Consider the following 13,579-nt stretch of genomic DNA (forward strand, 5'->3'; position numbering starts at 1 on the left):
CCCGACGAAGGAGTTCCCGTGCCCAAGACCTTCCCGCCCGACGTGCTGCTGCACCTCTCTGCGAGCGGAGTGAGTGTCGTCCTGGATGCCACCGGCGGCCGGCTGCCATCGGTCATCCACTGGGGGGCATCGCTCGGGCCGCAGACGGCGGAGAGCGTCAGTGCGCTGGTGGTCGCCGCCGAGGAGCAGGCCGCAGGGAACGTGGTCGACCAGGCCGTGCGCGTGGCCCTCCTCCCCGAGCACCATGCCGGGTGGCAGGGGCGGCCCGGCCTCTCGGGTCACCGGAGCGGCGCGGACTGGTCGCCCCTCTTCACGGTCGCGTCCATCGCCGTCGCAACGTCTGACGACTCTGATCCACGCCCCGACGGGCGACTCGTGGAAGCGGGCCCGTCTCTCGTCACGGTGGATGCGCACGATGAGCGGGCGGGGCTGGAGCTCACCCTGGAGGTCGAGCTCCTGGCGAGCGGACTGCTGCGCGCGCGGGCGGAGGTGCGCAACGTCGGCCAGGGCGTCTACGAGCTGACCGAGCTGAACGTCGCCCTGCCTCTCCCGGCACGCGCGCGCGAGATCCTGGACTTCGCCGGGCGCTGGAGCAAGGAGCGCATCCCGCAGCGCCGCGAGCTCGTGGTCGGGACCCACGAGCGGGAAGGCCGCAAGGGCCGCACGGGTCCGGACGCCGCCACCGTGCTCAGCGTCGGCACGCCCGGATTCGGGTTCCAGCACGGCGAGGTGTGGGGTGTGCACGTCGCCTTCAGCGGCAACCACCGGCACTACGCGGAGCGGCTCTCCACCGGATCCCAGGTGGTGGGTGGCGGCGAGCTGCTCCTGCCCGGCGAGATCCTGCTGGAGGAGGGCGCCGGCTACCGGGGCCCGTGGCTGTACGGCGCGTACGGCGCGGGACTGGACGATCAGGCGCACCGGTTCCACCGCTTCCTGCGCTCGCGGCCGACGCATCCGTTCCGTCCGCGGCCGGTCACGCTCAACGTCTGGGAGGCCGTCTACTTCGATCACGACCTGGACCGGCTGATCCGCCTCGCGGAACGCGCGGCGGAGGTCGGCGTCGAGCGCTTCGTCCTCGACGACGGCTGGTTCACCGGGCGCCGCGACGACACCAGCGGCCTCGGCGACTGGACCGTGGACGAGGACGTGTGGCCCAACGGCCTCGCTCCTCTCGTCGACCACGTCCGCGGTCTGGGGATGGAGTTCGGCCTCTGGTTCGAGCCGGAGATGATCAGCGAGGACAGCGAGCTGGCGCGGGCGCACCCGGAGTGGATCATGCAGACCGGCGGACGCCTCCCGCTCCGCGGCAGGAACCAGCAGGTCCTCGACCTGGGGATCCCCGAGGCGTACGAGCACATCCTCGAGCAGATGACCGCCATCCTCACCGACTACGAGATCGCCTACATCAAGTGGGACCACAACCGCGATCTGGTCGACGCCGGAACGCTCCCGGCGGGCGCGGCGGGCGTCCACGAACAGACGCTCGCCGCCTACCGGTTGATGGATGAGCTGAAGCGCCGATTCCCGGGGCTCGAGATCGAGTCGTGCTCCTCAGGCGGTGCGCGGGTCGACCTCGGTGTCCTCGAGCGCACCGATCGGGTGTGGGCCAGCGACTGCGTCGACCCGCTCGAGCGCCAGCAGATCAACCGGTGGACGATGCAACTCGTGCCGGCCGAACTGGTCGGATCGCACGTCGGCTCGCCCGTGAACCACACGACCGGGCGGGCGCACGCGCTGTCCTTCCGGGCGGGCACCTCGGTCTTCGGCCACTTCGGCATCGAGTGGGACATCAGCCGGGCAGGCGAGCAGGACATTCAGGACCTCGCCGAGTGGGTCCGGCTCTACAAGGAGCACCGTGCGCTTCTGCACACCGGCGACCTCGTGCGTGCCGACGAGATCGACCCCGCCTTCCAGCTGTACGGAGCGGTGTCTGCCGACAAGACGGAGGCGCTGCTGTTCCTCGCGTTCGTGGGCCGGTCCGGCGAATCCCCGTACGGCCGGTTCACGCTGCCGGGCCTGGACCCGGACACGCAGTACCGGGTGGCCCCAGTCGTCGTCGGCACGCCCGACGAAGGCCGCGCGGACCCGCGCTGGTACGGGGACGGCTCAGGGGTCGTGCTCAACGGCCGGGCGCTCGCCGAGGCCGGGCTTCAGCTCCCGCGATCGTTCCCCGAGCGAGTGGTCGTCCTGCGGGTCAGCGCTCTCGGATGACGGCGACCGCTCCGGCCCGAAGGGCGACTCGCCCCTCGTGGGCGGCGCCCGTGAGGAGGTCCGTCCCGGACGCATCGGCCCAGCCCTCGGTGTCGGCGTGATTGATGAGGAAGAGATACGAGGACTCCGCCGACGCACGGCGCACCGCCTCCACGCCCGGTGACACGGTGGCGACGGGGACGATGCCCGCTTGGGCGATGATGCGTGCCGCGAAGTCGTCCAGGCTCGGCCGGTCGAGGTCGACGGACAGATACCAGGCCGCACCGCCTCCGGTCGTCGCGCGGCGGGTGACCGCCGGCCGGCCCGCCAACGCGCCTCCGCTGTGCGCAGCGACGACGTCGGCGTCCACGGAGCGCAGCAGTTCCGTCCAGCGCACGCCCCGCCAACCGTTGTCGAGGTCGACTGACTGCTCCGGAGTGAGCGGGGAGAACTCCTCTCCCCGCACGCCGAGCAGTTCGCGGAATGCCCCAGGGTACCCGCCGGTGATGACGGTATTGTGCTCGTCCACGATGCCGGAGAACCAGGTGACCACGACGGTCCCGCCGGCCTCGGCGAAGGCGGCGACGTGCCGGGCGGTCTCCTCCGAGGCGAGGAAGAGTCCGGGGACGACGACCAGCTTGTAGCCGTCGAGAGGCACCCAGGCCGGAACGACGTCGACCGTCACGGCTCGATCGAAGAAGGCGTTGTGGAAGGCGCGGGCGGTATCGGCGTAGGAGGGCTGATTGGTCGGCTTGAGGCCGCTCTTGAGCGCCCATCCCGCCTCGTTGTCGTGCAGGAAGGCCACCTGAACGTCAGCGACGACCGTGTCCATGACCTCGTCGAGGTGCGTCAGGTCGGCGCCGAGCCGGACGATGTCCTCGAACATCCGGGAATCCCGTCCAGCGTGCGGCACCATCGCGGAGTGGAACTGCTCGGTGCCCGACCGGGACGCCCTCCACTGGAAGAACATCACGCTGTTCGATCCCCGTGCCACGTGGGCGAAGGCGTGACGAGCCAGCTCGCCCGGTCCCTTCGGCTGGTTGATCGGATGCCAGCTGGCGGCTCCGGCGGCGTGCTCCATGAGCATCCACGGGCCGCCGTCCGACATGCCGCGCATCCGGTCGCCGCTGAAGGCCAACTCCTGGCGCCGGAGGGGATCGGGGCCGTAGGTGTAGTGGTCGTTCGCGACGATGTCCATCTCGGGCGCCCAGCGTGCGTAGTCCACCACATCCGGGCCGAGTCCGACCATGAAGTTGGTGGTGACGGGGACGTCCGGCGTCCACCGCTTGAGGATCTCGCGCTCCGCCCGGTACTGCTCCAGCAGGGCGTCGGAGGAGAACCGTTCGTAGTCGAGCAACTGGCCCGGGTTGTGCGCGGTCGCGCCCGACGGCGTGGTGATCTCGTCGAACGACGAATACGTGTTGCCCCAGAACGCCATGCCCCAGGCGGAGTTGACGGCATCGATGGACGTGTAACGGTCGCGGAGCCAGGCCCGGAAGTGGTCGTTCGACACGGGGCAGTGGCAGCGGGCGTTCCCGCCTCCGAACTCGTTGCCGACATGCCAGAGGGCGATCGCGGGGTGCCCGGCGACGTGCTCGGCCAGCGCCTCGACCACACGGAGCGCATAACCGCGGAACACGGGCGAGGAGGGGCACCAGCCGAGCCGGCCGCCCGGAGCGAGGGGATGCCCGAACGCGTCCTGCGGGAGGATCTCGGGATGCGCGAGATGGAGCCACATCGGGACGGCCGCCGTCGGGGTGGCGAGGTCGACCCGGATGCCGTTCTCGTGGAGCAGGTCCAGCATCCCGTCGATCCAGCTGAAGTCGAACTCGCCGTCCCGGGGCTCGTGGACGACCCAGGAGAAGACGCCGAGGGTGACCAGGTTCACGCCGGCTTCGCGCATGAGCGCCAGGTCTTCGAGGACGACCTCACGCGACCACTGTTCGGGGTTGTAGTCGCCGCCGAAGGAGAGCCCTTCGGTGGGCCAGGCGGTGCGGGCTCGGTCGTGGGGGAGGGACATCGTGGTGCTCCTGAGGGTCAGCGCTGACAGAGAGCGCAAGCCGCGCCCGCGCCCATCCACATTACTTCAACCCCTTAACAAAGGCCACGCTCACTCCCGCCTGCGCACCCTCCCGCGCCCCGATTCGTGACGAATGTGCCCTCCCGCCGCCGCGGAGCCCCGATTCGTCACGAATGTGCGATTGGCGCCAAATGCCGATTCGTGACGAATGTGTGTTCTGCGCGCGGCGGAGCTCCGATTCGTCACGAATGTGGCAACGGCGCGGCAGACGGACGCGCATGGGACGAGATGCGATAGCGGCTCACTCGACCGCGAAGCGGCCGATCGCGAACGAGCGCGGCGCCAGTTCGCGCTGCAGCACCAGGGTCGCTGCGCCGACGGCGGCCGCGTCGACGACGTGCTGGGAGAGCGCTGCCTGCACCGGGTGCTGTTGACGCGCACTGAACTCGGTCGCGAGGCGGTGCTGGATCGCCAGGAGGTAGAGCGGCCCGGCCACGGCGAAGGACGGCCCCGCCAGCACGACGGAGTCGACGTCGAGGATGTCGGCCAGGGCGAGCACCGCATCAGCCAGATACTCGGCCGACTCCGCGATCAGCTCACGGGCCAGCCCGTCGCCGTGTGCGGCGGCGACCGCCACGGACGAGAAGGCGTCGAACGGATCGTCGCCCGGCTTCAGCCGGATCGACGTCGCTCGCCCCGCTTGGATGGCGGCGCGCGCGGCGGCGGCGACCGCGCGCGGAGCGGCGACGTCTTCGATGGTGCCCACTGCGCCCGTCGGCGTGCGCGTCCGCAACTGGCCGATCTCGCCGGTGTTCGAGCTCGCGCCGCGGTACACCGAACCGCCGACGACGATCCCGGCGCCGATTCCGGCGCCCATGTACACCGTGCAGTGGGCGAGCGATTCCGCCGTGCTCCCGCCCCAGAACTCGCCGACCGCGGCGCAGGTGGCGTCGTTGTCGAGAACCGTCGGCAGGCCGAGCGCCTCCTGCACGGCGTCGCGCACCGGGAAGCCGCGCCACGCGTCCATGGTGGGGGCGCCCACGATGCTCCCACCATCCAGATCCAGCGGACCGGGGGCCGCCACGCCGACCCCGACCACGACAGAGCGCGGGATGGCGAGGGTCTCCAGGAGGTCCGCGGCGCGATCCGCGAGCAGCGGAACGACGTCGCCGGGGAGGGCGTCGCGGAGGCCGTGCTCGCGCACTCGGCCGACCACGTCGCCCCGCACGTCGATCACCACGTAGGTCGTGCTGTCGGCGCCGAGCTGGATGCCGAGGGCGTAGCGCGAACGAGGGTTCAGGGTGAGCATCACCCGCGGCTTGCCGCCGGTGTACTTCTTCTCGCCGGACTCGACGACGAGTCCCTCCGTGGTCAGCTGGCGGACGACGTTCGAGATGGTGGCCTGGGTGAAGCCCGTCGCGGTCGCCAGCTGCACCCGGCTGATGGGCCCCCTCGTCCGGATGAGGTCGAGGACGACGCCGCGGCTGGTCGCACCGCCGAGGTCCGGCTTGGGGTTGACCACGGCTGCTCCTCTGGGACGGACTCGTTCGCGACGCGCGATGCGTAATACTACAAGCGTGCAGCACTCCGCCCCGGGACCCGTGAGGATGTCGATCGCCGTCCGGCCGCGATCCGACCGGTTCGGGGTCGACTCGTTCTACCGGGACTTCGTGGCCGGGATGGAGGACCGGCTCGGTCCGGACGGCGGTACCGCACTGCTGCGGATCGTCGAGGACGAGCAGGAGGAGATCGCCGACTACCGCCGGTGGGCGGCCGACGGGCGCATCGACGGAGTGGTGATCGTGGACTTCGTCGAGGACGATCCTCGTGTCCCCCTGGTCGAGGAGCTCGGCCTCCCGGCGATCCTGCTCGGCGGAGGGCGCCGGCTGCCCACGATCGACGTCGACAACGCTCGCGCCATGAGCGACGCCGTGGCGTACCTGGTGGGGTTGGGCCACCGGCGCATCGGCCGTGTCGGGGGGCCCAGGCACCTCATCCACACGGCCGCCCGCACGCAGGCGTTCGACTCGGCCCTTGCGGCCCAGGGAGCGACCGGGGTGTCGGTGGAGGGCGACTACAGCGCCGAGAGCGGGCGCACCGCAACGCTGGCCCTGCTGGCGGACGCGGATCGGCCGACGGCCATCCTCTACGACGACGCGACGATGGCCGTCGCGGGCGTGGAGGCTGCTCGCGCTGAGGGGATCCGGATTCCGGGGGAGCTCTCGCTGCTGGCCTGGGACGACTCGGCCGAGTGCCAGCTGAGCGACCCTCCGCTGTCTGCGATGGACCGGGATGTGCGGTCGCTCGGCTCCGCGGCCGCTGGAGCGCTGCTGGAGGTCATCGAGGGTCGGACGGTCGCTGTCGTGAAAGCGCGCGACGCGATCGTCGTCGAGCGGGGCAGCACAGCTCCGCCGGCGTCCTGACGCGGATCACCGCCCGGCCGGAGCGCCGCTTCTGGCCGTCCGCGCCTCGAACGACCTCCGCAGCACCGCAACGGCCCCGCCGATCGCGGCAGCGTCCGACACGTGGTCCGACAGCTCCACCACGACCGGGTGCGCGAAGCGCATGAAGGCCGCACGGTCGACGGCGGCCTGCGCAGCATCCCGATACAGCGGACCCGCCGTCGCGAACGCTGCGCCGGCGATGACGACGCGTGCGACGTCGAACAGGTTCACCAGACTGACCGTTGCGGTCCCGAGGACGGCGGCCGACTCCTCCAGGATGCTGAGAGCGTCGGGGTCGCCGGACGTGGCGGCACGCGCGATCCGCTCGAAGTCGGCCACCGTGTCGCCCCGGAGACGCAGCCGGTCGGCCAGCCCGGGGATGGTGTTCGCCTTGAGCACCACCGCCGTCGGACCCGCGATGTTCTCCACACAGCCGCGGTTGCCGCAGCTGCACGCCGGCCCGAAGGCGTCGATCGAGATGTGCCCGAGCTCCACGCCGTTCGAGGTGGCGCCCCGGTAGGGCTGGCCGCCGAGCACGACTCCCGCGCCGATACCCCCGGCCATGTACACGGTGGCGAAACTGGACCGGGCCCCGCCCAGCCCCTCCTCGCCGATCGCGGCCGCCGTGGCGTCGTTCTCGATCAGGACGGGGACGCCGAGCGCCTCCGACAGTGTCTCGGTCAACGGGTACTCCAGCCAGGAGGCCGTCGGCTGCGCGGTGAGCAGCACTCCCGCCGTGCGGTCCTGCGGGCCGTAGGTGGCCAGCCCGACTCCGAGCACCTTGGATTTGGGTACGGCGGCCGTCGCCAGCAGGTCGTTCACGTGGTCCGCGACGAAGCGCAGCACCTCGGCCGGCTCGCCCTCCTGGGCGCCGGCCATGCTCGACCGGGCGACGATGTGGCCTGCCAGGTCGACGACCACTCCGGTCGCTGTGAACCGGTCCAGCTGGATGCCGACCGTGTAGCACGCGGTCGGCTCCAGCTCGAGCAGACGCCGGGGGGTTCCCCCGCTGGATGCTGCGGTCCCGACCTCGTGCACGAAGCCGACATCGATCAGTTCGCGGATGGCATGCGTGATGGTCGCCGCGGTCAGCCCGGTGGCTTCGGCGAGCTCGACACGGCTCACCGTCACCCGCTCGCGGATGACGTCGAGCACCGTTGCGAGGGTCGGAACCCGCGCGGCGGTCTCTGTCCGGCTCATGGTGCCCCCGTTCTCCTGTAGCCGATGTTAGCGAGGAAAGGTGGTCGTGGAAACAATACTTGACCTACTTTATTTATCTGCGTAAGAATGAGCGTCACGGCGCTCAGGGCGTCCGCAACCATGTGATGCACCGTCGCTTCCGTATGCGTTCGACGGGCCGGAAAGGATCAAAGATGTTCCTCAGCACAGCACGAGGTCGACGGCTGGGACGCCGTGCGATCGTGGCGGGCGGCGCCGCACTGGCGGCCACCCTCGCCTTCACCGCCTGCACCGGTTCGGCCGGCGGGGCATCGTCGTCCGCCTCCTCGACCCTGGTGGCCTACACCGGCCAGGCCGGCGACTACCAGATCAACTTCAACCCCTACTCGCCGTCGCAGATCGGCGGCATCGGCACCATCTACGAGGGCCTGTTCTTCATCACCAACGTCAACAACAAGGACGCCAAGCCCCTCCTCGGGACCAAGTACTCGTGGAACGACGCGGGCGACAAGCTCGACGTCACTCTGCGCAAGAACGTCACCTGGTCGGACGGGCAGACGTTCACTGCCGACGACGTGGTCTTCACGTTCGACATGCTCCTGAAGACCCCCTCCATCAACACCGGCGGCTTCGACGGGACCGTCGCCAAGGTCGACGACTCGCACGTCACCTTCACCTGGAAGCACCCTGCCTTCGTCAGCGGGCCGTCCGTGCTCGCCCGCACCCCGATCGTCCCCGAGCACATCTGGAAGACGGTGAACCCCGCGACCGACGTCATCGAGAAGCCGGTCGGAACCGGTCCGTACACGCTCTCCAACTTCAAGGCCCAGGCGTACACGCTCACCGCGAACCCGAAGTACTGGGGAGGCGCGCCTGCCGTGAAGAACATCCGGTACCTGTCGCTGTCGGGCAACACCGCAGGAGCCGATGCGCTCGCCGCCGGGACGATCGACTGGCAGACCGGCCCCGTGCCGAACATCGCGAACGTCTCCAAGACGTATCCGGGCTACCAGGCCATCACCGTGGCGCAGAACCAAATGGCCTTCATCGCGTGCGCGAACACGTCCCTCGGTTGCACCGGGCCGCAGACCGACCCGGCCGTGCGCCAGGCCATCTACAACGCGCTGAACCGGACCCAGCTCAATGCGCTCGCCTTCCAGAACACCGCGAGCGACATCTCGCCGACCTTCGCTCTGCCGACGACGCAGAAGAGCCTGATCTCCTCCTCCGTCGAGCAGCCGATCGCCCCCAACAAGCCGGACACCGCGAAGGCGGACTCGCTGCTCCAGTCGGCGGGCTGGGCCAAGGGCGCCGACGGGATCTACCAGAAGGACGGCGCGAAGCTTTCGCTGACCGTCGAGGTGGTCACCGGCTGGACCGACTACATCACCGCCATCGACACCGTCGCTCAGCAGCTCAAGAAGGCCGGCATCCAGCTGACCGCTTCGCAGTCCTCCTGGAACGAGTGGACCGACAAGAAGTCGAAGGGCACCTTCCAGCTCGCCATCGACTCACTGGGCCAGGGGCCGGCGTCCGACCCGTACTACCTCTACAACAACTACTTCACGACCAAGAACACCGCCCCGGTGGGAACCGCCGCACCGATGAACATCTCGCGGTTCAGCGACCCGGAGGTCGACAGCGCAGTGAGCACGCTCGCGACGATCAACCCGAACGACACGGCGGCCCGGCAGAAGCAGTTCGACACCATCCAGAAGAAGATCGTCGCCGACATGCCGTACATCCCGATCATGACCGGTGGAACGACGAGCGAGTTCAACGCGAAGAAGTTCACCGGCTGGCCCACCAAGGACAACCTGTTCGCCTTCCCGGCCGTGTGGGCATCGCCCGACAACGCCGAGATCTACAAGGCGCTCAAGCCGAGCGGCAAGTAGGCGGACGCGTGACCGAGGAGGAGTTCGACATGAGGGCGGGTGGGACGCGATGAGATACTTCGCGCAGAAGATCGGGTTCTATCTGGTGGCTCTCTGGGCCGCGTTGACGATCAACTTCGTGATCCCCCGCCTGCTTCCCGGCAATCCGGTGGACATCCTGCTGGCCAAGCTGCAACAGCGCGGCGGCGTGGTGACACCGGAGACCAGGAAGGCGTACGAGCTCCTCCTCGGCGGCAACACCACCGACCCGCTGATCGTGCAGTACTGGAACTACCTGGTGCACGTGTTCCACGGCGACCTGGGCGTCTCGGTCAGCTACTTCCCGGCGCCGGTGTCGGACGTGATCGCGTCATCGCTTCCTTGGACGATCGCCCTCGTCGGCATCGCGACGGTCATCGCCGCCATCGCGGGCGTCGCACTCGGGGCCTTCGTCGGGTGGAAGCCCGGAACGTGGCTCGACTCGTTCGTGCCCGCGACGACCCTGCTGGCCGCCGTGCCGTACTTCTGGCTCGCCCTGGTGCTGGTCTACATCTTCGCCACCACCCTGCACTGGTTCCCTGCGCAAGGCGGGTACGACGTGACTCTGGACCCCGGCTGGACGCCCGAGTTCATCGCGTCGGCCATCCAGTACGGGTTCCTGCCCGCGATGACCATCGTGATCGCCTCGATCGGCGGATGGCTGCTGGGGATGCGCAACATGATGGTGTCCACGCTGTCCGAGGACTACATCCTCACCGCTCGCTCCAAGGGCCTGTCGGAGGGCCGGATCCTGCGCCGCTATGCGGCCAGGAACGCGGTGCTGCCGTCGGTGGCGGGGTTCGCGATCTCGCTGGGGTTCGTGGTCTCGGGCTCCATCGTCACCGAGCAGGTGTTCTCGTACCCGGGCATCGGATCGAAGCTGCTCTCGGCGGTGACGAACAACGACTACGCGCTCATGCAGGGCATCTTCCTGTTCATCACCCTCGCCGTCCTCGGCGCCAACCTCGTCGTCGACCTGCTCTACGGGCTCATCGACCCGCGGACCCGGGCACGAGCCTGACCCGCCGGAAAGGGAATCGATCATGACCAACATCCAGCCGGCGACCGAACCGGCCATCGACGACAGCACCGTCAGCATCGCCGCCGCCTCCATCGCCGTGCGGAAGCCGCGGTCGCGGTGGCGCTCGATGCTTCCCACCCTCACACCGTGGCTGGCTCTCGGGCTGATCCTGGTGGGAGGCATCATCCTCTTCGGCGCAATCGGGCCGTACTTCGTGCAGGATCCGAACGCCATCAGCGACGCGGGCCTCACCCCGCCCTCGGCCGAGCACCTCCTCGGCACCACCCAGACCGGCCAGGACGTGCTCGCGCAGCTCGCCTACGCGACGCGGGGCTCGCTCGTCATCGGTTTCCTCGTGGGCATCCTGGCGACGGTGCTCTCGGCGTTCTTCGGCATCCTCGGCGCCTACCTCGGAGGCTTCGCCGACGAGGCCTTCTCGCTCTTCTCCAACGTCTTCCTGGTGATCCCCGGTCTGCCGTTGGTGATCGTCATCTCCGGCTTCGTCCCCAAGGAGTCCCGCGGCCTCTGGACCATCGCCGTCGTGCTGGCGATCACGAGCTGGGCGGCATCGGCCCGCGTGCTGCGAGCGCAGACGCTCTCGCTGCGAAGCCGGGACTACGTCGCCGCATCGCGCGTCGCCGGGGAGAGGCCGTGGCGGGTGATCGGCGTCGAGATCCTCCCGAACCTGCTCCCGGTGCTCGCCTCGCAGTTCGTGTTCGCCGTCATCGCCGCGATCCTCGGGGAGGCCGGGCTCTCGTTCCTGGGCCTCGGTGCCTCGAACTCCTCGACCCTCGGAACCATGCTGTTCTACGCACAGAACGGGTTCGCGCTCCCACTCGGCGCGTGGTGGTGGTTCGTGCCGCCCGGCTTGACCATCGCCCTGTTCGGCATGGGGCTCTCGCTCATCAACTTCTCGATCGACGAGATCATCAACCCGAAGCTCAAGAATGTGCGCCTCCACCGCAAGCGGGCTCGGACAGCCGCTCGCCTGGAGCGCGGAAAGGCCGCAGCATGAGCACCGTCATCCCCCAGACCCGCCCCGGAACCGACCAGCGCACCGCCGTGCTGACGGTGGAGAACCTGACCGTCGTGTACGAGGTCGAGCAGCCGGTGGTCGCCGTGCGGAACGCCTCGCTCTCGCTCGCCCCTGGAGAGATCCTCGGACTCGCCGGGGAGTCGGGATGCGGCAAGACGACTCTGGCCTACGCCATCAACCGGCTGCACCGCCCGCCGGCCAGGATCGCCTCGGGATCGGTCACATTCCACGACCGCGACGGTGAGGACATCGATGTGCTCGCGCTCGGCGAGGACGCCATGCGCGCGTTCCGCTGGGACAAACTGTCGATGGTTTTCCAGGGCGCCATGAACGCCCTGAACCCGGTCACCACGATCCGGGCGCAGCTCGAGGACACCCTCCGTGCCCACCGGCCCGGGATGGGACGCGCCGAACGCTCCGAGCGCGCTGCCGACGTGCTGCGCCGCGTGGGGGTCGACCCGGCGCGGCTCACCTCGTTCCCCCACGAACTGTCCGGCGGGATGCGCCAGCGGGTCATGATCGCGATGGCGATGCTCCTCGAACCGCAACTGATGATCATGGACGAGCCGACGACCGCCCTCGACGTCGTCGTCCAGCGCGACATCCTGCGCGAGATCGTGCGGCTGCGCGACGAGCTGTCGTTCGCCGTCATCTTCATCACCCACGACCTCCCGCTCCTGCTGGAGATCAGCGACCGGATCGCCGTGATGCTCGAAGGCCGCATCGTCGAACTCGCGCCCGCGGCCCAGCTCTATGCAGATCCGCAGCACCCGTACACCCGGAAGCTGCTCGCATCGTTCCCCAGCCTCAGCGGTGATCGCGGGTCGTTCATCCGCACGGGCATCGACGAAAGGGAGGCCGGCCGATGACCAGCGCTCACATCACCAACCTGACCAAGGACTTCTCCGTACGGAAGGGGATGCGCCGGGAACCACTGCGGGCGGTGGACCGGGTCAGCTTCGATCTGCTGCCGGGCCGGACGGTGGCCCTCGTCGGCGAGTCCGGCTCGGGGAAGTCCACCATCGCGCGCATGCTTGCGCGGCTCGAGAAGCCGACGTCCGGCCGCATCGACGTCGAACTGGACGACGGGACTCCTGTGCAGGGGTCGGTCTATCGGCGGCACGTGCAGATGGTCTTCCAGGATCCGTTCGCCTCCCTCAACCCCTTCCACTCGATCGAGCACCACATCGCGCGCCCCCTGCTGCTTCACGACCGCACGAAGGGGCGGATGCAGACCCACGAGAGGGTGCTGCAGATGCTGGAGCGCGTCAACCTCACGCCGGCCGAGGCGTTCGCCGATCGCCGGCCGCACGAGCTGTCCGGCGGTCAGCGGCAGCGGGTCGCGATCGCGCGGGCGCTGGCGCCCGGAGCGCAGGTGCTGATCGCCGACGAGCCGGTCTCCATGCTCGACGTCTCCATCCGCCTCGGTGTGCTGAACCTCATCGGCCGATTGCAGCGGGAGGACAACCTGGCGGTCCTCTACATCACGCACGATCTGGCGACGGCCCGGCACTTCTCGGACGAGATCCTGGTGCTCTACAAGGGCCGGGTCGTCGAGCGCGGACCGGCCGATGCGGTGATCCTCGACCCGCACCACGACTACACGCGTCTGCTGGCCGCTGCGGCGCCCGACCCCGAGCGGCTGGGCAAGGTGGTGTCCGACGAGGCGGTCATCGACCGCTCGACGCTCGACAACAGCGTGTGCTTCGACCACTACCGGGGCGAGTGGGTGGCGATCGACGACGCGGAGCTGGCCGCCGCGCTCTGATCCCCGGC

General features: G+C 69.4%; 10 protein-coding genes. 7 read left to right on the forward strand and 3 right to left on the reverse strand.

What is annotated here, in order from left to right:
* Window positions 1–18: 18 nt before the first annotated feature.
* Window positions 19–2,211, forward strand: coding sequence for an alpha-galactosidase (locus tag SB754_RS00705; protein ID WP_410780432.1), 2,193 nt, complete (start codon window positions 19–21; stop codon window positions 2,209–2,211).
* Here SB754_RS00705 and SB754_RS00710 read toward each other — a convergent pair.
* Complete coding sequence (locus tag SB754_RS00710; protein ID WP_410780433.1) at window positions 2,195–4,210, reverse strand: beta-galactosidase; 2,016 nt, start codon at window positions 4,208–4,210, stop codon at window positions 2,195–2,197. The two genes, SB754_RS00705 and SB754_RS00710, sit on opposite strands and share 17 nt — an antisense overlap.
* Window positions 4,211–4,511: 301 nt before the next feature.
* Entirely contained in the window at window positions 4,512–5,732 is a 1,221-nt protein-coding gene (locus SB754_RS00715) for an ROK family protein (protein ID WP_410780434.1), read from the reverse strand.
* Between the two features lie 55 nt (window positions 5,733–5,787).
* Here SB754_RS00715 and SB754_RS00720 point away from each other — a divergent pair, with 55 nt between their 5' ends.
* Window positions 5,788–6,633 carry a LacI family DNA-binding transcriptional regulator gene (locus tag SB754_RS00720; RefSeq protein ID WP_410780435.1) on the forward strand — a complete coding sequence of 282 codons (846 nt, stop codon included), beginning with the start codon at window positions 5,788–5,790 and terminating at the stop codon, window positions 6,631–6,633.
* A 6-nt stretch (window positions 6,634–6,639) separates the two neighbouring features.
* Here the strand turns inward: SB754_RS00720 and SB754_RS00725 are convergent, their stop codons facing one another.
* Window positions 6,640–7,854: an ROK family transcriptional regulator gene (locus tag SB754_RS00725; RefSeq protein WP_410780436.1), complete on the reverse strand. Its 1,215-nt coding sequence runs from the start codon at window positions 7,852–7,854 to the stop codon at window positions 6,640–6,642.
* Between the two features lie 173 nt (window positions 7,855–8,027).
* Between SB754_RS00725 and SB754_RS00730 the strand changes: the two genes are divergently transcribed.
* The 5 genes from SB754_RS00730 to SB754_RS00750 are packed head-to-tail and all read left to right on the forward strand — an operon-like array spanning window position 8,028 to window position 13,571.
* Window positions 8,028–9,728, forward strand: coding sequence for an ABC transporter substrate-binding protein (locus SB754_RS00730; protein WP_410780437.1), 1,701 nt, complete (start codon window positions 8,028–8,030; stop codon window positions 9,726–9,728).
* A 49-nt stretch (window positions 9,729–9,777) separates the two neighbouring features.
* Window positions 9,778–10,767 carry an ABC transporter permease gene (locus SB754_RS00735; protein ID WP_410780438.1) on the forward strand — a complete coding sequence of 330 codons (990 nt, stop codon included), beginning with the start codon at window positions 9,778–9,780 and terminating at the stop codon, window positions 10,765–10,767.
* A gap of 22 nt (window positions 10,768–10,789) precedes the next feature.
* Window positions 10,790–11,782: an ABC transporter permease gene (locus SB754_RS00740; RefSeq protein ID WP_410780439.1), complete on the forward strand. Its 993-nt coding sequence runs from the start codon at window positions 10,790–10,792 to the stop codon at window positions 11,780–11,782.
* Entirely contained in the window at window positions 11,779–12,672 is an 894-nt protein-coding gene (locus SB754_RS00745; protein ID WP_410780440.1) for an ABC transporter ATP-binding protein, read from the forward strand. Before SB754_RS00740 ends, SB754_RS00745 begins: the two co-directional genes overlap by 4 nt.
* On the forward strand, window positions 12,669–13,571 hold the full coding sequence (locus SB754_RS00750; RefSeq protein ID WP_410780441.1) for an ABC transporter ATP-binding protein: 903 nt from the start codon (window positions 12,669–12,671) through the stop codon (window positions 13,569–13,571). The genes SB754_RS00745 and SB754_RS00750 overlap by 4 nt, the downstream gene beginning before the upstream one ends.
* The last annotated feature ends 8 nt before the right edge of the window (window positions 13,572–13,579 follow it).

The organism is Leifsonia sp. SIMBA_070 (genome assembly GCF_046534635.1).
GTDB lineage: Bacteria > Actinomycetota > Actinomycetes > Actinomycetales > Microbacteriaceae > Leifsonia.